This window comes from Kribbella antiqua, assembly GCF_004345665.1.
GTDB classification, from domain to species: Bacteria; Actinomycetota; Actinomycetes; order Propionibacteriales; family Kribbellaceae; genus Kribbella; species Kribbella antiqua.
This window is the reverse complement of sequence record NZ_SLWR01000015.1, coordinates 81,358-99,613: the sequence shown is the minus strand read 5'-3', so window position 1 is coordinate 99,613 and position 18,256 is coordinate 81,358. Positions and strand designations below refer to the sequence as shown.

20 protein-coding genes are annotated in these 18,256 nt (G+C 67.9%); 12 read left to right on the top strand and 8 right to left on the bottom strand.

Annotation, left to right across the window (positions count from 1 at the left end; translation table 11 throughout):
* Window positions 1-135 precede the first annotated feature (135 nt).
* Both EV646_RS34160 and EV646_RS34155 read right to left on the bottom strand, forming a co-directional pair.
* Window positions 136-1,062, bottom strand: coding sequence for an SAM-dependent methyltransferase (locus EV646_RS34160; RefSeq protein ID WP_132156100.1), 927 nt, complete (start codon window positions 1,060-1,062; stop codon window positions 136-138).
* Window positions 1,063-1,114: 52 nt separating this feature from the next.
* Entirely contained in the window at window positions 1,115-1,816 is a 702-nt protein-coding gene (locus EV646_RS34155; RefSeq protein WP_132156098.1) for an SDR family oxidoreductase, read from the bottom strand.
* An 88-nt stretch (window positions 1,817-1,904) separates the two neighbouring features.
* Between EV646_RS34155 and EV646_RS34150 the strand changes: the two genes are divergently transcribed.
* Together EV646_RS34150 and EV646_RS34145 are read left to right on the top strand one after the other, a co-directional pair.
* Window positions 1,905-2,486: a TetR/AcrR family transcriptional regulator gene (locus tag EV646_RS34150; protein ID WP_132156096.1), complete on the top strand. Its 582-nt coding sequence runs from the start codon at window positions 1,905-1,907 to the stop codon at window positions 2,484-2,486.
* A gap of 133 nt (window positions 2,487-2,619) precedes the next feature.
* Window positions 2,620-3,795 carry an alginate lyase family protein gene (locus EV646_RS34145; RefSeq protein ID WP_132156094.1) on the top strand — a complete coding sequence of 392 codons (1,176 nt, stop codon included), beginning with the start codon at window positions 2,620-2,622 and terminating at the stop codon, window positions 3,793-3,795.
* Window positions 3,796-3,866: 71 nt separating this feature from the next.
* On the opposite strand, the gene EV646_RS34140 is transcribed toward EV646_RS34145, so the two are convergent.
* Both EV646_RS34140 and EV646_RS34135 read right to left on the bottom strand, forming a co-directional pair.
* Window positions 3,867-5,645 carry a PA14 domain-containing protein gene (locus tag EV646_RS34140; RefSeq protein ID WP_132156092.1) on the bottom strand — a complete coding sequence of 593 codons (1,779 nt, stop codon included), beginning with the start codon at window positions 5,643-5,645 and terminating at the stop codon, window positions 3,867-3,869.
* Between the two features lie 76 nt (window positions 5,646-5,721).
* Window positions 5,722-6,534, bottom strand: coding sequence for a siderophore-interacting protein (locus tag EV646_RS34135; protein ID WP_132156090.1), 813 nt, complete (start codon window positions 6,532-6,534; stop codon window positions 5,722-5,724).
* A gap of 143 nt (window positions 6,535-6,677) precedes the next feature.
* Between EV646_RS34135 and EV646_RS34130 the strand changes: the two genes are divergently transcribed.
* The 3 genes from EV646_RS34130 to EV646_RS34120 are packed head-to-tail and all read left to right on the top strand — an operon-like array spanning window position 6,678 to window position 9,721.
* On the top strand, window positions 6,678-7,745 hold the full coding sequence (locus tag EV646_RS34130) for a FecCD family ABC transporter permease (protein ID WP_132156088.1): 1,068 nt from the start codon (window positions 6,678-6,680) through the stop codon (window positions 7,743-7,745).
* Window positions 7,745-8,788: a FecCD family ABC transporter permease gene (locus EV646_RS34125; RefSeq protein WP_132156086.1), complete on the top strand. Its 1,044-nt coding sequence runs from the start codon at window positions 7,745-7,747 to the stop codon at window positions 8,786-8,788. The genes EV646_RS34130 and EV646_RS34125 overlap by 1 nt, the downstream gene beginning before the upstream one ends.
* Before the next feature lie 3 nt (window positions 8,789-8,791).
* Window positions 8,792-9,721, top strand: coding sequence for an ABC transporter ATP-binding protein (locus EV646_RS34120; RefSeq protein ID WP_132156084.1), 930 nt, complete (start codon window positions 8,792-8,794; stop codon window positions 9,719-9,721).
* 511 nt (window positions 9,722-10,232) lie between these two features.
* On the opposite strand, the gene EV646_RS34115 is transcribed toward EV646_RS34120, so the two are convergent.
* The 3 genes from EV646_RS34115 to EV646_RS34105 all read right to left on the bottom strand — a co-directional run bounded on the left by EV646_RS34115 (window position 10,233) and on the right by EV646_RS34105 (window position 12,516).
* Window positions 10,233-10,850 carry a DUF2238 domain-containing protein gene (locus tag EV646_RS34115; RefSeq protein ID WP_132156082.1) on the bottom strand — a complete coding sequence of 206 codons (618 nt, stop codon included), beginning with the start codon at window positions 10,848-10,850 and terminating at the stop codon, window positions 10,233-10,235.
* 272 nt (window positions 10,851-11,122) lie between these two features.
* Window positions 11,123-11,494: an FKBP-type peptidyl-prolyl cis-trans isomerase gene (locus tag EV646_RS34110; protein ID WP_132156080.1), complete on the bottom strand. Its 372-nt coding sequence runs from the start codon at window positions 11,492-11,494 to the stop codon at window positions 11,123-11,125.
* A gap of 152 nt (window positions 11,495-11,646) precedes the next feature.
* Window positions 11,647-12,516 carry an alpha/beta fold hydrolase gene (locus tag EV646_RS34105; RefSeq protein ID WP_132156078.1) on the bottom strand — a complete coding sequence of 290 codons (870 nt, stop codon included), beginning with the start codon at window positions 12,514-12,516 and terminating at the stop codon, window positions 11,647-11,649.
* A gap of 114 nt (window positions 12,517-12,630) precedes the next feature.
* Here EV646_RS34105 and EV646_RS34100 point away from each other — a divergent pair, with 114 nt between their 5' ends.
* Window positions 12,631-13,347: a hypothetical protein gene (locus EV646_RS34100; RefSeq protein WP_132156076.1), complete on the top strand. Its 717-nt coding sequence runs from the start codon at window positions 12,631-12,633 to the stop codon at window positions 13,345-13,347.
* On the opposite strand, the gene EV646_RS34095 is transcribed toward EV646_RS34100, so the two are convergent.
* Window positions 13,344-14,189: an SMP-30/gluconolactonase/LRE family protein gene (locus EV646_RS34095; RefSeq protein ID WP_132156074.1), complete on the bottom strand. Its 846-nt coding sequence runs from the start codon at window positions 14,187-14,189 to the stop codon at window positions 13,344-13,346. The two genes, EV646_RS34100 and EV646_RS34095, sit on opposite strands and share 4 nt — an antisense overlap.
* 84 nt (window positions 14,190-14,273) lie before the next feature.
* Here EV646_RS34095 and purD point away from each other — a divergent pair, with 84 nt between their 5' ends.
* The 6 genes from purD to EV646_RS34070 all read left to right on the top strand — a co-directional run bounded on the left by purD (window position 14,274) and on the right by EV646_RS34070 (window position 18,256).
* Window positions 14,274-15,551 (top strand): phosphoribosylamine--glycine ligase, encoded by a 1,278-nt coding sequence (gene purD / locus EV646_RS34090; protein ID WP_132156072.1) that lies wholly within the window; start codon window positions 14,274-14,276, stop codon window positions 15,549-15,551.
* Window positions 15,552-15,599: 48 nt separating this feature from the next.
* The gene (locus EV646_RS34085) at window positions 15,600-15,782 is read left to right on the top strand and encodes a sigma factor (protein WP_132156070.1); all 183 of its coding nucleotides are present in this window, start codon (window positions 15,600-15,602) and stop codon (window positions 15,780-15,782) included.
* Window positions 15,783-16,100 (top strand): sigma factor-like helix-turn-helix DNA-binding protein, encoded by a 318-nt coding sequence (locus EV646_RS34080; RefSeq protein WP_132156068.1) that lies wholly within the window; start codon window positions 15,783-15,785, stop codon window positions 16,098-16,100. It begins immediately after the preceding gene.
* A gap of 133 nt (window positions 16,101-16,233) precedes the next feature.
* Window positions 16,234-16,374, top strand: a complete 141-nt coding sequence (locus tag EV646_RS39120; RefSeq protein WP_158291101.1) for a hypothetical protein — start codon at window positions 16,234-16,236, stop codon at window positions 16,372-16,374.
* Between the two features lie 12 nt (window positions 16,375-16,386).
* A complete protein-coding gene (gene purB / locus EV646_RS34075; protein WP_132156066.1) occupies window positions 16,387-17,832 on the top strand; it encodes an adenylosuccinate lyase in 1,446 nt (481 codons plus the stop codon).
* Between the two features lie 67 nt (window positions 17,833-17,899).
* Window positions 17,900-18,256: a hypothetical protein gene (locus EV646_RS34070; RefSeq protein WP_132156064.1), complete on the top strand. Its 357-nt coding sequence runs from the start codon at window positions 17,900-17,902 to the stop codon at window positions 18,254-18,256.

Genomic DNA, 18,256 nt, shown 5'->3' with positions numbered 1-18,256 from the left:
ACGTCCCCACCAGCCCAACCCGGCCGGCTGGCGTGAGTCCGTGCGTACGCCGTGAGTCCGGTAAAAACCCGCTCTGGCTCGAATCTTGCGAACAGCGACCACCCGGCCACTCGTCGTACGCCCTCCGCGCCTGATTCAGCGGCGGCGGAGTAGGACGCCGCGGCTGCCGCGTTTGCGGAGCAGGGCACCGGAGAGCTCTTCCAGCCGAGGCGCGGCGAGCTCGATCTCTTCCTCGACAGACCACGCCGCCGGCCACACCTGCCGCGCGAGCTCCCCGGCCTCCAACGCGACGAACAGGTGGTCGGTGGGGAATCGATCGAGCAGGCTCAGGTCCTGGTCGTAGTACAGGACCTCGACCAGCAGGTACGCCGACCCCGTCAACCGCGCCGTGGTGGCGAGATCCTCGAAGCTGTGCGGATGAATTCGTACGTCGCCCTCGACGTTGGACCGCAGCCGTTCGAGCAGGAGCTCGTTCGGCTCGGTCGCGTCGACGGAGAATCCGTCGGCCAACAACCGCTGGGTCAGCGCACCCTCATGTGCTCCGACCTCGATCACGCGACCCGCGATCGGATCGAGATGACGCCGTACCCACGCGACCGTCGCATCCAGTCGCTCTCGCTCGTACGGCGATGTCGCGACCTCGTACGGCGATGCCGCGACGTCGACTGGATCCAGGACGACCCGCGGGCCGCCCGGCACAGGCAGAGTGTGCCGGACCGGGGCCTCGACGGCGGCCGTGAGGTCGATGGCCCAGCGACCGTGGGGGACCCGGGCGTCCGTCGGGTGGTGGGTCCAGACGGTGAACGGGATGGCGCCGGCCTCGCGGGCGATCGCGGCGGCCGCGGTTGCCGGTGAGAACGGTTTGTCGCTCTCACCGGAACTGGCCTGGAGTGCCGCGATCGCCGCGAGACGACCCTCGAGGGTGACGCCGGCTGGCAGCTTCAGATAGACGCCGCGCTCGGCGGCGAGCAGGTGGACCTCACGGCCATGGGCCGGGTCCAGCACGGACAGGAAATCGGTAACGGCATCTTCAGGGCGGACCACGGCAAGGACATCAATCATCCCGGTCCAGTTTACGTAACATCCTTGCCGAAAGTTGTCGGCCGCGTGTCGATCAGTTGACGAGTTCGGGGTAGACCGCGGTCAAGTCGGCCGCGACACCGGCTTTGGCCTGCCGGGCAGTGTCGTCGGCGAGGACCTCGTGAGCGCCGGACTCGATGCCGTCGAGGGCCTGCTTGGCGATGTCCTCGGGCTGGGCCTTCGGTGCGGTGACGGCGGTTGTCATGTCGGTGTCGACGTACCCCATGTGCAGGCCGGTCACGCCGATGCCGCGGTCGAGGAGTTCGAGCCGGATCGCGTTGGTCTGCAGCCAGAACGCCGCCTTGGTCGCGGCGTACGCGCCGCCGCGGGCGACCCAGGACAGCGCCGAGTGGGCGTTGAGGATGTGACCGCCGCCGTTGCGCTCGATGACCGGGACCAGCGCGCGGGTCAGGTTGAGCGGGCCGAAGAAGTTGGCCTCGAAGACAGCGCGCACCTCCTCGACCGGAGTGTCCAGATAGGTGTACGGCGACCCGACGCCGGCGTTGTTGATCAGGACCGTGACGTCAGGCACAGCCTTGACCAGTGCGTCGATCGAGGCCTGGTCGGTGATCTCGAGCGGCAGCGGTACGACGCGGGGATCGCTGCTCGGCTTGGGGTCGCGGGCGGTGGCGTAGACCTTGGCGACGCCGCGGCCTAGCAGATCCTCGACGATCGCCTTGCCGATCCCGCGCTGCCCGCCGGTGACGAGGACGACGGCGCCTTCGAGTGTGGTCATCTGAACTCCTTGAACTGGAAACCGATCTGTTTCCACGAGCGTAAACCGATCTGTTTCCTAACGCAAATCCAGCCGGTACCCTCATTGCATGACCACCTCGGCGACCCCCCGCGAGCGGCTCCTGGACGCCGCGGGCGAACTCTTCTACCGCGACGGCGTCAACATCGGAGTGGACGCGCTCTGCAAAGCGGCCGGGGTCTCGAAGAAGTCGATGTACCAGCTCTTCCGTTCCAAGGACGAGCTGATCGCGGAGAGCCTGGCCAGCCGCGGCCCGTCGTACCAGGCACTGCTGCATCCCGGCCCGGAGGACGACCGCACGGCCCGGGACCGGATCCTGGCCGTGTTCGAGCGGCAGGACCAGATGGTTGCCGAGGGCAATTTCCTGGGCTGCCCCTACGTGAGTACGGCGATCGAGCTGAAGAACCCGGAGCACCCCGGCTCGGTGGTCGCCCGGCACTTCAAGCAGCAGCTGACCGACTTCTTCCACCGTGAGCTGCGCAAGGCGGGCGCGGAGGATCCGGCCACCCTCGCGATCCAGCTGACGATCATCTTCGACGGTGCCTCGGCGCGCGCCGTCGTCCGCGCGCAGAACCTCGGCGGCATCGGCGTCGTCACCGCGGCCGCGTTGCTCGACGCTGCCGGCGTACGTTCGGGGGAGCTGGTCGGGTAGCGATCGCGTGGGACAAAAGGGCCTTTTGTTCCACGGAGTTCCGGAACCGGCGGGCTCTTGACGCGCTCACACCGCGTGGCGAAAGTGGTGAAACTCGCACTGTCCTACCGCCCCGAAAGACAGGACATCCGCCATGCGAAAGAAGCCTCTGATCCTGGCTGCCTGCGTGCTGCTGGCAGCCGGTGCCCTCAGCAACCAAGCCGCCGCGACGTCGACAGCGCCAGCTGCTTTTGCACATCCCGGTGTCGGAGTGAGCCGAGCCCAGCTGGACTTCGTGCGGTCCAAGGTGCAAGCCGGCGCGGAGCCGTGGACGACCGCGTTCAACCAGGCGAAGAACAGTTCGTACGCATCACTCAGTCGTACGCCGAGCCCGCGCGCGATCGTGGAGTGCGGACCGTACTCGAATCCCAACTACGGTTGTACGAACGAGCGTGAGGACGCCATCGCGGCGTACACGGATGCGCTGCTCTGGTACCTCACCCGCGACGATCGCTATGCACAGAAGGCGATCCAGCTGATGGACGCGTGGTCCGCGACCATCCAGGACCACACCAACAGCAACGCACCGCTGCAGACCGCGTGGGCCGCGTCGTCCTGGCCGAAGGCGGCCGAGATCATCAAGCATGCCTACGGCAACTGGCCGAACGCCGGCCGCTTCGCCGCCATGCTCCGCAACGTCTACTTGCCCGAGATCATCAACGGCTCGAACTCCAACGGGAACTGGGAGTTGAGCATGACCGAGGCGATCCAGGGCATCGGGGTTTTCCTCGACGACGCGGCCGTGTACGACAAGGCGATCGCGCTGTACCGCGTTCGGGTGCCGGCGTTCGTCTACCTCGCTTCCGACGGCGCACTGCCGAAGACCAAGCCGAGCCAGAACCTCAACACCCGCGAGAAGATCGTCGCCTACTGGCAAGGGCAGGACACGTTCGTCACCGGTCTGACGCAGGAGACCTGCCGCGACTTCACCCACACCGGCTACGGGATCTCGTCGATCTCGCACGTGCTGGAGACGTCGCGAATCCAGGGGATCGACCTCTATCCGGAGTTCGGCGAGCGGCTGCGGCAGGCGCTCGGGTTCCAATCCCGCTGGGAGCGCAACCTCGAGCCGGTGCCGTCCTGGCTGTGCGGCGGCACGCTGCACCGTGGCCTGGGGCCGATCACCGAGGTCGGCTACAACGCCCTGCACACCCGCCTCGGCTACGCGATGAGCAACACCCAGGCGCTCACCGAATCCCGCCGCCCGGCCGGCTCCAACAACCTGTTCGTCGCCTGGGAAACCCTGACGCACGCAGAGAACCCGTCCTAGGACGAACTGCGGCCGGGGGGTGAGTCCCCAGCCGCAGCGGGTGCCGGGGATCGCCAAACTCCCCGCCCGGTTCAGACTGCCGGGATCAGTCGGGCTGCTGGGATCACCTGTCGGGCCAGGTTCGGCGATGACCACGAGAGTTGGGCGATGGCGTCGTACCCGTTCTCGTAGTACTCCAGCTTGATGGCGTGCTTGCCAGCGGTCAGAGCGATGCTGCCGGTGTCGTCGCGCTTGGAGTGGTCGGTCCACGCGTTGACGATCAGCTGTCCGTCCACCCACAGCCGCACGCCGTCGTCGGTCGTGGTGATGAAGCTGTACGTCGCAGCAGCCGGTACGTCGACCTGTCCGGTCCACCGCACGCTGAAGTTGTCCACCGGCACGGCGGATGACGGCGTACCGGGGCCCCAGTCGAAGTTCACGGTGGAGTCGAGCCGGGTGAGGGCTACCGGCCCGGTGAGGTCGCGTGAGGCGTAGTACTCGCCCTTGAGGCCCTGGTCGGCGAGGACCAGGGTCGTGACCGAGCGGGCCGGCAGTGTGGGATTGGCAGTGCCGTTGGAGATGGGCAGTGTGCCGGTCTGGTGTGGCGTCGACGCGTCAGCGGTGGTCTGCCAGATTTGAGCGCTGCCGCTGGTGTAGCCGGTCAGGTTGAGGCTGGTGGTGGTTGCTGTCGTGTCTGCGTTGACCAGGACGATGTTCTTGCCGCCGGTCGAGGCGAACGCGTGCAGGAGGTTGCTGCTCGACGTGGTCGGCACCACGGTCGCACCGAACCGGCGGAACAGTCCCTCACCGGTGAACATGCCCAGACCGTGGTAGATCGGCGTCGGTGCGCTGACTGGGATGCCGCCTTCGCCCTCAGTGCTGGTGATACCCAGTCCGGTGTTCTTGGTGGCGTTACCGTTCTTGTCGCCGTACAGGAGGGTCGACACACCGGACTCCAGCATCGTGCCGAGCGCTGCCGAGCCCCAGACGGTTGCGAGGTGCGACAGCATCAGAGTGCCGTCCGGGTCCTCGTAATCCATGTTCCACTCACCGATCTGGATCGGGATGTCCCGTCCGGTCAGCCGGGCGACGCGGGCCTTGAGGTCGGCGATGTCGGAGCTGTAGCCCTCGATGACTGTGGTGAGCAGCTGCTCGGGGGTGTAGCGCGTGTAGCCGGCGCCGTAGTCGTGGTAGTCGATGAAGTCGACCCGGCTCCCCGAAACCGTCAGGAAGGTGTCCATGTACGGCGTGCCGAGCTGCGGCTCGTAGGAAGACAGCGCCGGCCCACCTACCTGTACGGCGGGGTCCAGCGCGTGCAATGCGTCGTGAACCTGGTTGTAGCGGGCGCTGTACTCGTCAGCCGTCATCTTCTTCGGGTTGCCGCTGTTGTCGTGCTCATTGCCGTAGATGAACTTCCGGACCGGCGTACCGGCCGCCTTGAAGTGGTTGTAGATGTTCTTCGCATCGGCAAGGTCTTCAGCCGCCGTACGGCGTCCGTCGGCCGGCAGGATCAGCATCGGCTCGGCGCCGAGGTCGCGGATCGCGGTGACCCAGGCGTCACCGGTGATGGCGGTGTCACAGTACGAACCGCCGCAGACGAGCTGACCGCTCGCGTCGTATGTCAGCTCCATCCGGAGGATGCCGAAGCCTTGGCGGCGGACGTTCTCGCGGTGGGTGGTGTCGTTGGTGATGTAGTGCTGGTTGCCGTAGCCGGTGATGTCGAGGCCGTAGTCGCTGGCTGCGAGCTCAGTCACCGGAGTGGTGAAGTCGACCGTGACTGTGGCGGCCGCGGCGCCCTGGGCGGGGACGGTGGGCAGAGTCAGAGCGGCGGCTGCCAGGAGTGCGGCAGCCGCCGTGAGTTTCGTGCGCATGGCGCGGAGTGTGTCAGACCTCGGTTGCCGGTGAGGCCGCCGTCGTTGTCAGCTTCTGGTCAGTTTCCGGAACTGGTCAGATCTGGGCTTCGCCGCGTTTCCAGTAGCCCTGGAAGGAGATGGCCGACTTGGGCATGCCGACGGTGTTGACCAGGTGCCGGCGGACCGACTTGATCATCGAGGACTCACCCGCCACCCAGGCGTAGTCGGCGTCGTACGGGAGATCGGCCGCTTTGAGGGCCTCGAGCAACTGACCGGGGGCGACCCAGGTGATGTCCGCAGTACCCGGCGTCGGCAGGGGGCGGATGTCGGCGACGTCCGGCACCTCGACGAAGACAGTCGCGTGTACGGCGGCCGGCAGCTGCTCGAGGATCCCGGCCAACGCGGGCAGCGCGGTCTCGTCGGCGACGAGCACGCGGCGCACGCTGGTCGCCGGCGGGACGTAGTCGACACCGGAGTGCAGCAGGCCCTTGGTGCTGGTGGTGTCGACCGCGAACGGCAGGATCAGGCCAATCTGGTCGCCCGGCTTGGCCTCGCTCACCCAGGCGGAGGCCGGCCCGTTGATGCCGTGCAGGACGAACTCGACGTCGAGCTCGGAGATCTCGGGACGGAGCGCGCGGATGGTGTAGGTCCGCATGATGAAGCGCTCTTCGACCGGCTGCGCACACCACTCCGGGTACCACTCGGGGCCGGTCGGCAGCTTGATCTCACTGCCGTCGGGCGGCGAGAGCAGCACCTTGATCCGCTGGTCGGGGCCCGCGGTGACGGCGTCCGCGATCCGCGGTGCGACGAAGGTCACGCGGCGCAGGTGCGGGCTGAGGTCGTCGACCGCCGCCACGGTGGCGAGCACCGAGTCGAACGTGATCGGCCGCTCGAGCACAGTCGTCATGGTTTCTCCATGTCTTTGCTATCCCGCCCCACCGCCCCGGTCAGGAAACAGAGCAGGGGAGGCTCAGGTTTCGGACCCGTGGACGGCCGGGTTATTCTGAGGCGTCTAGAGGTTAGCCTTACCTAAGAGGATCCCAAAGTCCAATGCCCCCGCCCAGCGCTCTCGCCGACACGTCCGAGACCGCCGTCGCTCCCGCGCGGCCGCGGCGCACTCGGCGGGCCACGCTCCTCTTCGGGCTGATCGGGTGTTTCGCGTTGCTGGTGCTGGTGACGCTGCTCAGCATCGCGGTGGGTTCGAAGCAGATCCCGCTGTCGACGGTGCTCGATGCCTTGCGCCACTACAACGCCGCGGACACCGACCATGTGATCATTCGCTCGCTGCGTGTACCGCGGACCGTGATCGGGTTGCTGGTCGGCGCGGCGCTGGGTCTGTCCGGAGCGCTGATGCAGGGCGTGACCAGGAATCCGCTCGCCGACCCAGGCATCCTCGGTGTCAACGGGGGTGCTGCGCTGTTTGTCGTCGCGGGCATCTATTGGTTCGGGCTGTCGAGCCTGACGTCGTACGTCTGGCTCGCGTTCGCCGGTGCGGCGGCCGCGTCGGTTGCGGTGTATCTGCTCGGCTCGTTGGGCCGGGAAGGCGCGACGCCGGTGAAGCTGGCGCTGGCGGGTGCGGCGATGACGGCGATGCTCGGCTCGCTGACGACGGCACTGTTGATCGGTGACGTCGACACCTTCGACCAGTTCCGGTTCTGGGCGGTCGGATCGCTGGCCGGCCGTGGCTCCGACATCGCCGGGCAGGTCGCGCCGTTCATCCTGATCGGGATCGTGCTGGCGCTGGTTTCGGGGCGTGTGCTCAACGCCCTATCGCTGGGCGACGAGGTGGCGAAGTCGCTCGGCCAACGGGTCGGCCTGGCCCGGCTGTTCGTCGCCCTGGTCGTCGTACTGCTGTGTGGTGCTGCCACCGCGGCCGCGGGACCGATCGGTTTCATCGGGCTGACGATTCCGCACGTGGCCCGGCTGGTGACCGGCCCGGACTACCGCTGGATCCTGCCGTATTCGATGCTGCTGTCACCCATCCTGCTGCTCGGCTCCGACGTACTCGGCCGGGTCGTCGCGCAGCCCGGTGAGCTGCAGGTCGGCATCGTCACCGCCGTCATCGGTGCGCCGTTCTTCATCGCGCTCGTACGCCGCCGGAAGCTGGCGAACCTCTGATGACGACGACTGCCGACGCGGTTCAGATCGTCGCCCGGGCCCGCGCGGCCCGGCAGACCCGGTACGTCGTTGTCGCGGCAACGCTGGCCCTCGTCGTCTTCGCGACCTTCTGCGTCTCGCTGTCGCTGGGCGACTTCAAGATCCCCGTGATCGACGTGGTTAAGACGCTGTTCGGTGGCGGCGACAAGGCGACCGAGTTCATCGTCAACCGGCTTCGGTTGCCCAGGGCACTGACCGGCCTGATGGTCGGCGCCGCGCTCGGGATGTCCGGCGCGATCTTCCAGAGCATCGCCCGCAACCCGCTGGCCAGCCCCGACATCATCGGAGTCACGTACGGCGCCAGCGCGTTCGCCGTCTTCGCGATCGTCACGCTGGGGCTGACCGGGGTGGCGGTGTCGCTCCTCGCTATTGCTGGTGCGGTGCTGACCGCGTTCGTCATGTACGTGCTGGCCTGGCGACACGGTGTGTCGAGCTATCGGCTGATCCTGATCGGTATCGGCATCGGTGCGATCGCCACCAGCGTCACGTCGTACTTGTTGACCAAGGCAAGGGTCGAGATTGCCCAGCAGGCGTTGATCTGGCTGACCGGCAGCCTGAACGGCCGGGACTGGTCGAATGTCCGGTCGATGGGTCTCACTTTGGCCGTGCTGACGCCGTTGACCGTGTACTTGGTTCATCGGTTGCGGATTCTGCAGCTTGGCGACGAGACGGCGTACGGGCTGGGGTTGCGGGTGGAGAGCTCGCGGCTCGGGCTGATCGTGATCGCCGTACTGCTCGCGGCGGTGGCGACCGCGGCGGCCGGGCCGATCGGGTTCGTGGCGTTCGTCGCGCCGCCGATCGCGCGGCGGCTGACTCGCTCGCCTGGGCCGGCGATGATCGCGTCGGCGTTGCTCGGTGCGCTGGTGGTGGCCGTGTCCGATCTGATCGCGCAGCATGCGTTCGGCGAGACCCAGCTGCCGGTCGGTGTGGTGACCGGCGTGGTCGGAGCGCCGTACCTGATGTTCCTGCTTGCCCGGGCCAACCGGGTGGGGAGTGGTGGCTGAGAGATGGAGAACTCCGTGGACCACAGTTTGGCCGCCGACGGCCTGGCCGTCGGTTATGACCAGCGGGAGATCATCCACGACCTGTCGGTGCGGATTCCGACCGGAAAGATCACCGTCATCGTCGGCGCCAACGCGTGCGGAAAGTCGACGCTGCTGAAGACGCTGGCACGGCTGCTGAAGCCGACGCGTGGGACGGTGCTGCTGGACGGCAAGAGCATCCAGTCGATCCCGACCCGCGAGGTCGCGACCAAGCTGGGATTGTTGCCTCAGTCACCGACCGCGCCGGAGGGGATCACCGTCGCCGACCTGGTCGGACGCGGGCGGTATCCGCGGACCCGGTGGATCCGGCAGTGGACCAAGACCGACGATCTCGCGGTTGCGGACGCGATGACGTCGACCGATGTGCTCTCGATCGCGGACCGGCCGATCGACGAACTGTCGGGCGGACAGCGGCAGCGGGTGTGGATCGCGATGGCGCTGGCGCAGGAGACCGACATACTGCTGCTGGACGAGCCGACGACGTTCCTCGATCTGACGCATCAGTTCGAAGTGCTGGACCTGCTGGTCGATCTGAACAAGCAAGAGGAGCGCACCATCGTGCTGGTGCTGCACGACCTGAACCAGGCCTGCCGCTTCGGCGACCACCTGATCGCGATGAAGGACGGCGCAATCGTTGCCGAGGGCAACCCGCGCGAGGTGATCACCGAGACCGTCGTCCAGGACGTCTTCGGTCTCGCCGTCAAGGTCATCCCCGACCCGGTCGCCGGCACCCCCATGGTCGTCCCCATCGGCCGCCACACCACCCGCACAGACACCTTCGCCAGCGGTGGGCCGGACACCCCCGCCGTCGGCGCGGGCTCCGACAACCCAGCCGCCCAGGCCCTAGCCGCCACCGCCGCCGCCAACGGCGTCCGCCGCCCACCCACCCGCTGAGGTTCCCGAGGGGACAGGAAGCGGCACAGGGCCGGCAGTTCCTCGCCTCCGGAATCCCGGCGGTTTCTCGCGCCCGGCACCCGCCGGCGGTTCGTCGCGCCCGCCCGGCGGTTTCTCGCGCCCGGCACTCGCCCGGCACCCCCCGCAGTTCCTCGCGCCCGGCACCCCGGCGGTTTCTCGCTCGCGGCACCTCCGATCGTTTCTCGCTCGCGGCACCTCCGGCGGTTCCTCGCGCGCGGCACCTCCGGCGGTTTCTCACCTCCGGCACCTCCGGCGGTTCCTCGCGGCCGGCACCCGCTCGGCTGGTGGTTCATCCGCTTGGCTCCGGGGAACTCCCTCCGATCTTCGGAACATAGTCTGCGCTCAGCGACCAGAAGTTTCCGGAAAGCGACGCGGCGGGTGCAGGCGTGCGGCTGCCGGGTCGGCCGGGATCCGCGCACGCGTGGTGTTCGTCGTACGCCGGCTCCCCTGTTGCCGGCGTACGCCTGGAACAGCTGGCGTGCGCGTGCGGTCAGGTGCGGACGCGGCTGCGGGCTCGGTGGATGATGAGGCCGGCCAGGAGGGCGCCCAGGGTGCCGAGGGCTAGGTCGCCGAGGGTGTCGGTGTACGCCGTTTGGAGTTCGGAGGAGTTGCGGATGAAGGCGTAGTACTCGCCGACCTCCCAGACGACGGCTGCGGTTGCGCCGAAGCCTAGGGCGACGAAGGCGGTCAGTGCGCGCGTGAGGTCTCTCGGTCCGAAGGCGAGCAGTACCCCCGCGGTGAGGAAGCCCCACAGGATGAAGTGCATGGCGTCGTCCCACCAGCTGACGGTGTCGAACAGGTTCAGCCGGTTGCCGATCAAATCCAGCACCCACGGCAGCGTCATCAGCAGATCGGCGTGCCACGGGAAGCTGGTGTGCAGCTTGCTCTTCGCCCGTCCGTACGCCCACCACCACAGCGGAAGCACCATCACGCCGAGCGGGTAGATGACGAGCCGGGCGGTCGATGCCTTGCCCTTGATCCCACTCAGGTCCGGCCAGATGAGTGCCGACAGCAACAAAGCGAACAGGATCAGCTTCGCGGCCAGAGCGCCGTACCGCAGCCAGCTCACCCGCGTGGTGGGAACCGTGGTCGCAACCATCGTCGTCATGCCTCCCAGTCAAACCAACCGCTGGGCGAAGCGGATGAGTACAACTACGGAACCTCCGCGCCATTCTGACCCACACCACGGCGCCCTGTCGCGATTTCGCAGGAGGGTTCGCGCTCGAGGTGGTTCGGCGGCGGGGTCAGCGGCTGGGGAAGCCGGGGTGGTTGGGTGACCGGTCGGCTGGGTGGGGATGGTGCGGCTCCTCCCGGGGTGGGCCGGGAGGAGCTCAGGGAGCCGCTCCGTCGGGGTGTGCTCGACGGGGGGCCGGGTGGCGGTCAGCTGACGCTGAGGAGGTCTACTACGAAGATGAGGGTTTCGCCGGGCTTGATCGCCCCGCCGGCGCCGCGGTCGCCGTAGCCGAGGTGCGGCGGGATGACGAGCTTGCGCCGGCCGCCGACCTTCATGCCCTGTACGCCGGTGTCCCAGCCCTGGATGACCTGGCCGACGCCGAGCTGGAAGGCCAGCGGCGCGCCCCGGTTGTACGACGCGTCGAACTCCTCGCCGGTGGAGTGGGCAACACCCACGTAGTGAACATTCACTCGCGAACCGGCCTTGGCCTCGTCGCCGTCGCCCACGGTGATGTCGGTGATCTCGAGATCCGCCGGCGGCGGACCGTCCGGAAAGTCGATCTCTGGCTTCTCAGTCATAACCCCAGCTAATCAGATCCTGTCTCCCGCCCCCTCCAGACCCCGGATCCAAGGGCGTGGGTCGCGTGGCGCCGTACCGGTGGAGTGGGTACGGCGCCACGCGATGACCGGCGCCGGGATCGTCAGCACTGGGCTCGGTGCCTTGGGGTTGGTCAGTCGGTGAGGACCTCGCGGAGTTTGGTGGCGAATTCTTCTGGTTTGCCTGGCATGCCGTACTCGTCGCCGAGGAAGCCGCCGTGGTTGGAGGGGAAGGTGACCGGGGCGAGACCCAAACGCGTGGCGACTGCTGCGCTGCCGCGGCCGGCTAGTTGCTGGGAGGACTCCTCGCCGACGGCCATGATGATGCGGTCTTTGGCCTTGTCGAGGGCGTCGAAGTCGGGTTGGTACGACGTGACCGGGCGAACGGTCTGGGCGAGCAGAGGATCGTTGCGGGAACCGTCGTCTTCGGTCGGCAGGCCGAACATCGCCGGGTCCGGGGCCGGCTGCTTGCTGTAGTCGGCTGGGATCTCGCCCTCGAACCCCACCAACGCGATGAATTTGGCCATCCCCGCGCCCAGACCGTCGCGCTGGTAGGTCTCGCAGATGTCCGCGCACGCCGCCAGCGCAGCCTCGCTGTCAGGCAGGATCGAGGCCAGTGGTGGTTCGTGGGCGACCAGGGTGTGGATCAGGTCTGGTCGTTTGGCGGTCAGCGCCAGTGCGTTGACCGCGCCTCCGCTCGTCGCGAAGAGGTCGACCGGTCCCACGTCGAGTGTCTCGATCAGACTGGCCAGGTCTGCCGCGTGCAGGTCCGGCGACACGTCGCCGGCGCCGTCGGTGCGGACGCTCCGATCGACGCCTCGTGGGTCGTACGTGACGACCGTGCGATCGGTGAAGTACGACGCCAGGGTTGGGAATCCGCTCGCGCCCATCGGTGAACCGAACAGCATCAGCACAGGTTGGTCGAGCTCGGCGAGCTCACCGCGTACGTCGTACGTCAGTGTCGCTCCGGGGACATCGATGGTGTGGGTGACGGCATCCGGCATGACTGACCTCCTGCGTTGGGCCCGATTCCGGGCTCGTGTTTGTGAGCCTAGACCGGTCCGGCGTACCGGAACAGGAACTCAACCTGCACCCGGTCGGCATTAATCTCGCCCTTCATGCGGAAGAAGAAGCTGGCACTGCTGCTCGCCGCCCTTGTCGCCGTACCGACCCTGGCTTCGACGAGCGCGTCGGCCGCGACCGAGAACTACGGCCAGTATTCCCTCATGTTCGAGAAGTCGGCCGGGCAGTACTGGGCGGGGCAGTCCGCCGCCGGCCAGTGGGCGTGGACACCGCTGAGCGCCACGGAGTCGGACATCTCCTGGGGCGACCCGGCCGCGTGGCCGCCAAAATCCGCCGAGCACTTCATCCACGACGGTGACTGGATCCTGCTCGATGGGTACAACGACGGCGCCGGTCGCCCGCTCACGCAGGTCCAGCGGGTCACGTCGGAGAAGATCGGCGACGCCTCCTGCGCCAACATGACCGACCTACCCTCAGCCGGCGGCCGTCAGCACTACGTGAAGTGGAACATCCCCACCACCGGCTACTGCCTCGACGCCACCGGCACTATCAAGCCCCCGAACGGCTCGACCACGGTCAAGTTCCGCCACCTGCAGAAGTGGCTCCCGCCGCACCCCTGCTCCAACCCGTACTACACCGGCCAAACCTGCATCACCCAGTTCGAGCAGTGGTGGGACGACAACCAGCACCCCTACTCCCTCCAGCTCTCCCGCACCCTCGAGATCGCCCGCGGCCTGGGCATGGCCTTCACCAACCGCACCACTGTCCCCCTCACCTGGAACGCAGACGGCCGCTACTACTGGCACTACTAGGGCCGGCCGGCCTTCGGAGCCGGCGCAGGAGCAGTGAGGATGCGGCCGGTCGCACTCGACAGAAGGCGGTCGAGGTTGGCGTCGAAGGGCTCCTCCATGTGCCAGTCGGCGGTGAGCATGTAGAGGGTGCCGTCGCCAACGGTGCACGCGAAGCCTGCATGCTCAAGCGGGATGGTGTCGAGGATCTCGCCGCCCTCGGCCATGCGGAGGCAGGCGGACCGGCCATCTGGAGTCCACCCTGGCGTCCAGATCGCCCCGTCGGCGTCCATACACATGCCGTCGCCGGTGTGTGGTGCCCAGACCCGTCGGTTGGCCAGGGTGCCGTCATCGGCGATGTCGTACGCCGTTAGCTGGAAGGCGAAAGACTCGGCGACGATCAGGGTCCTGTTGTCCGGCGTGATCACCATGCCGTTCGGGAAGGCCAGTTCGTCGGCCACCCGCCGTACTGAACCATCGGGCGTCACCAGCAGCACAAACCCCGGCCGCTCGCCCTCAGCCGGCTGGAAGTCGCAGCCGCCGTTGACGTAGATGTTGCCGCGACCGTCGACCACGATCTCGTTCAGACCGCCGTACGACGACAGGTCGGCGTACTCGGCCAGCTCACCAGAACCCTCCTGGCGCAACAGCAGCCCCTCCGGCCCCGAAACCACCAGCAACTGTCCTGACGGCAGCCAGTCGATCGAGAACGGCAGAGTGGTCGACACGCGAGCCATCACCTCGCGCTTGCCGGATGCATCCACGGCCAGCACCTCCTGCGCCCCCCAGTTCGAGCACCACAGCCGCCCGTCATGCCAGCGCGCCGACTCCCCGATCACGAGTCCTTCGAGCAGAATCTCAGTCATCAGCAGACTCCTTTCCTCTCACCCCCTACACGAACAGCATCCGCCCGGATCGACAGCACGATTCGTGCACTAGGCTGATGGCCCGTGAAGGTTTTGGTGATCGGCTCTGGCGGCCGCGAGCACGCACTGGTCTGGGCGCTGGCTCAGGATCCTGAGGTCGAGGAGATCGTTGCGGCGCCGGGGAACCCCGGTATCGCCGTAATGCGGCCCGCGCATGATGGTCAAACGATCGTTTGCCGGTCGGTGGACATCGCCGACCACGACGCGGTCGTCGCGCTGGCCGTCGAGTTCGGGGCCGATCTGGTCGTCGTCGGGCCGGAGGCGCCGCTGGTGGCCGGGCTGGCCGATCCGCTGCGCGAGGCCGGGATCGCCGTCTTCGGCCCGTCCAAGGACGCGGCCCAGATCGAGGGCTCGAAGGCGTTCGCCAAGGACGTGATGGCGACCGCGAGCGTGCCGACCGGCCGGGCCTACGTGTGTACGACGCCCGAGCAGGCGGCAGAGGCTATCGACGCGTTCGGGCCGCCGTACGTGGTGAAGGACGACGCGCTCGCCGCGGGCAAGGGTGTCGTCGTCACCTCGGATCGGGACGAGGCGCTCGAGCACGCGGCCGGGTGTGAGCAGGTGCTGATCGAGGAGTACCTGGACGGCCCGGAGGTGTCGCTGTTCGCGATCACCGACGGTACGACGGTGCTGCCGATGCAGCCGGCGCAGGACTTCAAACGCCTTGCGGACAACGACGAAGGGCCGAACACCGGCGGCATGGGCGCGTACACACCGTTGCCTTGGGCACCGGAAAAACTGGTCGAGGAGATCACCGAGAAGGTGCTCCAGCCGACCATCGACGAGCTGCGCCACCGCGGTACGCCGTTCAGCGGGCTGCTGTACGCGGGTCTCGCGCTGACCTCGCGTGGCGTCCGCGTGATCGAGTTCAACTGCCGGTTCGGCGACCCGGAGACGCAGGCCCTGCTGCCGCTCCTGAAGACTCCGCTCGGTGGACTCCTGTACGCCGCCGCGACCGGCAAGCTGGCCGACCACGAGCCACTGAGCTGGAAGAGCGCCGCCTCGGTGGCAGTCGTCGTCGCGGCCAAGAAGTACCCGGCCAGCCCCCGCAAGGGTGACGTGATCGCCGGCATCGAGCAGGCCGAGGTGAACGACGTCCGCGTCTTCCACGCCGGTACGGCGCTCGACGGCGACGACCTGGTCACGGCAGGAGGCCGAGTGCTCGCGGTCAGCGCCACTGGCAAGGACCTCGACGAGGCACGGCAACGCGCGTACGCCGCCGTCGGCCAGATCCGGATCAAGGGCTCCCAGCACCGCACCGACATCGCGTTGAAGGCTGCCCGGGGCGAAATCACCCTCTGACCGGCGCTTCAGCGGAACCGGGCGACCGGTTCGGGGGTGTAGGCGGGTATGAGGACGGCGGAGGTCGAAGGGCTGCGGGAGTTCTACTCCGCGCAGCAGCCGCGGCTGGTCGGAGTGATCTCGTTGCTGACCGGCTCGCGCGCCGAGGCCGAGGACATCGTGCAGGAGGCGTTCGTCCGGCTGGTGCCGCGCTGGGCGAAGGTCTCGCGGTACGACGCGCCGGAGGCCTGAGTGCGACTGGTCGCCGTACGACTGGCTGCCAACCGGCACCGCAACACCAGCCGCTTGACCCGGTTGTTCCACCGGCTGCCGCGTGAGCACGTGCCAGACCCGGCAGATGCGTATGCGGGTGACCTGCAGCAGGCCCTGGCCGAGCTGCCGCTGCCGACGCGCCAGACCGTCGTCCTCCACTACGTCTGTGATCTGAGTGTCGCGGAGGTCGCAGACACCCTCGGGATCGCGAGAGCGAACCCGTCACTCAGCCGCCGGCCCCGGTCGAGATGGCTGTTGCGCCCGCTGCCGCCCGTCCCAACGAGCCGCTCACGGTGACCTTCTCCGGCGCGACACCTCGGGGCATCGCCTATCAGCTGGAAAAGGACCTGGGAAGGTCCTCAACTACCTGATCTCCAACCGCGGCGCCGGGCCGGGCGTACCGACGTGGTTCACGCCCGGCGACGAAGGCTTGGGCTGGGACGACCTCGGGATCGAAGACGCCGGGCCGGATCGCCTCGTGCTGCCGGAGACCGTGCAGGAAGGCGTGTACCGGCTCTGTACGGCGAACGCCGCCGTCCAGATCTGCGCACCGCTCACGATCACGCGGTGAGCCTCTGGGAGAATGGGGTACGTGCCCAGCTCGAACAAGCCCCGGATTCCCAACGTTCTCGCCTCCCGTTACGCCAGTCTGTCGATGGCGCAACTGTGGTCGCCGGAGCACAAGATCGTGCTCGAGCGGCGGCTCTGGCTGGCGGTTCTCACGGCTCAGAAGGAGCTCGGGGTCGACGTACCGGACGGGGTGATCGAGGACTACGAGCGGGTGATCGACCAGGTCGACCTGGAGTCGATCGCGGCCCGCGAGCGGGTCACCCGGCACGACGTGAAGGCGCGGATCGAGGAGTTCAGCGCCCTCGCCGGGCACGAGCACATCCACAAGGGCATGACCAGCCGGGACCTGACCGAGAACGTCGAGCAGCTGCAGATCCGGGCCGGCCTGGAGCTGGTGCGTGACCGGGCCGTGGCGACCGCCGTACAGCTTGGGCAGAAGGCGGCCGAGCACGCTGCGCTGGTGCTGACCGGCCGCTCGCACAACGTCGCCGCGCAGGCGACCACGCTGGGCAAGCGGTTCGCCTCGGCCGCGGACGAGCTGCTGGTCGCGATCGCCCGGATCGAAGAGCTGATCGAGCGGTATCCGCTGCGTGGCATCAAGGGCCCGGTCGGTACGTCGCAGGACATGCTGGACCTGTTCGGGGGAGACCCGGCGAAGTTGGAGAAGCTCGAGGACGACATCGCCAAGCACCTGGGCTTCGGCCACACGCTGACCAGCGTCGGCCAGGTGTACCCGCGCTCGCTCGACTACGACGTGGTGTCGGCGCTGGTCCAGCTGGCGGCGGCGCCGTCCAGTCTGGCGACCACGATCCGGCTGATGGCCGGGCACGAGCTCGTCACAGAGGGCTTCAAGGAGGGCCAGGTCGGGTCCTCGGCGATGCCGCACAAGATGAACACCCGGTCCTGCGAGCGGGTGAACGGCCTCGCCGTCATCCTGCGCGGCTACGCCTCGATGGCGGGTGAGCTGGCCGGCAATCAGTGGAACGAGGGTGACGTCTTCTGTTCCGTCGTACGGCGGGTCGCGCTGCCGGACGCGTTCTTCGCGCTGGACGGGTTGTTCGAGACGTTCCTCACCGTGCTGGACGAGTTCGGGGTCTACCCGGCGGTGGTCAGCCGGGAGCTCGAGCGGTACCTGCCGTTCCTGACCACGACCAAGGTGCTGATGGCCGCGGTGAAGAACGGCGTCGGCCGGGAGACCGCGCACGAGGTGATCAAGGAGCATGCGGTCGCGATGGCGCTCGACCTGCGCAAGGGATCGGCGGCGAACGACCTGTTCCGTCGCCTCGGCGAGGACGGCCGGCTGGGCCTCACTGAGGAGCAGATCGTCGGCATCGTCGGCGAGCCGCTGTCCTTCACCGGCGCGGCCGTCGCCCAGGTCGAAACCGTCGTCGCCAAGATCGACGACCTCGCCAAGCGCTACCCGGAGGCCGCCGCCTACACCCCAGGCGACATCCTCTGACCTCAGCGGCCCCGGGAGCTGGACCCAGTCGCAGGCGGGGCCGAGGTGGGGTGACATTCTCTAGGGCGTGTTCGAACCGCTCACCTGGACGCTGGTCGCGCTCTCGCTGATCGCGATGGTGTTCGCCATTGTGCTGGCCGTACGCGATCAGCGGATCAACTGGACCTTGCTTGGCATCCTCGCCATGGTCGAAGCCGGATTGCTGACGCAGGTGGTGATCGGCATCGCCCAGCTGGCCGAGACCAGCCGGGATGTCTCCGGCCCGTTCTTCGTCGGGTACTTGATCGGCTCGCTGCTGATCCTGCCGCTGGGTGTGCTGTGGGCACTCGCCGAAAAGAGCCGCTGGGGTGCCGGTGCGCTGGCGGTCGCCTGCCTGGTGATCCCGGTGCTCGAGCTGCGCATGTACGAAATCTGGACCGCCTGA

Coding starts and splice junctions, on each gene's coding strand:
- EV646_RS34160 (WP_132156100.1), bottom strand. CDS start 1,062: ATGATTGATGTCCTTGCCGTGGTCCGCCCTGAAGATGCCGTTACCGAT.
- EV646_RS34155 (WP_132156098.1), bottom strand. CDS start 1,816: ATGACCACACTCGAAGGCGCCGTCGTCCTCGTCACCGGCGGGCAGCGC.
- EV646_RS34150 (WP_132156096.1), top strand. CDS start 1,905: ATGACCACCTCGGCGACCCCCCGCGAGCGGCTCCTGGACGCCGCGGGC.
- EV646_RS34145 (WP_132156094.1), top strand. CDS start 2,620: ATGCGAAAGAAGCCTCTGATCCTGGCTGCCTGCGTGCTGCTGGCAGCC.
- EV646_RS34140 (WP_132156092.1), bottom strand. CDS start 5,645: ATGCGCACGAAACTCACGGCGGCTGCCGCACTCCTGGCAGCCGCCGCT.
- EV646_RS34135 (WP_132156090.1), bottom strand. CDS start 6,534: ATGACGACTGTGCTCGAGCGGCCGATCACGTTCGACTCGGTGCTCGCC.
- EV646_RS34130 (WP_132156088.1), top strand. CDS start 6,678: ATGCCCCCGCCCAGCGCTCTCGCCGACACGTCCGAGACCGCCGTCGCT.
- EV646_RS34125 (WP_132156086.1), top strand. CDS start 7,745: ATGACGACGACTGCCGACGCGGTTCAGATCGTCGCCCGGGCCCGCGCG.
- EV646_RS34120 (WP_132156084.1), top strand. CDS start 8,792: ATGGAGAACTCCGTGGACCACAGTTTGGCCGCCGACGGCCTGGCCGTC.
- EV646_RS34115 (WP_132156082.1), bottom strand. CDS start 10,850: ATGACGACGATGGTTGCGACCACGGTTCCCACCACGCGGGTGAGCTGG.
- EV646_RS34110 (WP_132156080.1), bottom strand. CDS start 11,494: ATGACTGAGAAGCCAGAGATCGACTTTCCGGACGGTCCGCCGCCGGCG.
- EV646_RS34105 (WP_132156078.1), bottom strand. CDS start 12,516: ATGCCGGATGCCGTCACCCACACCATCGATGTCCCCGGAGCGACACTG.
- EV646_RS34100 (WP_132156076.1), top strand. CDS start 12,631: ATGCGGAAGAAGAAGCTGGCACTGCTGCTCGCCGCCCTTGTCGCCGTA.
- EV646_RS34095 (WP_132156074.1), bottom strand. CDS start 14,189: ATGACTGAGATTCTGCTCGAAGGACTCGTGATCGGGGAGTCGGCGCGC.
- EV646_RS34085 (WP_132156070.1), top strand. CDS start 15,600: ATGAGGACGGCGGAGGTCGAAGGGCTGCGGGAGTTCTACTCCGCGCAG.
- purB (WP_132156066.1), top strand. CDS start 16,387: ATGGGGTACGTGCCCAGCTCGAACAAGCCCCGGATTCCCAACGTTCTC.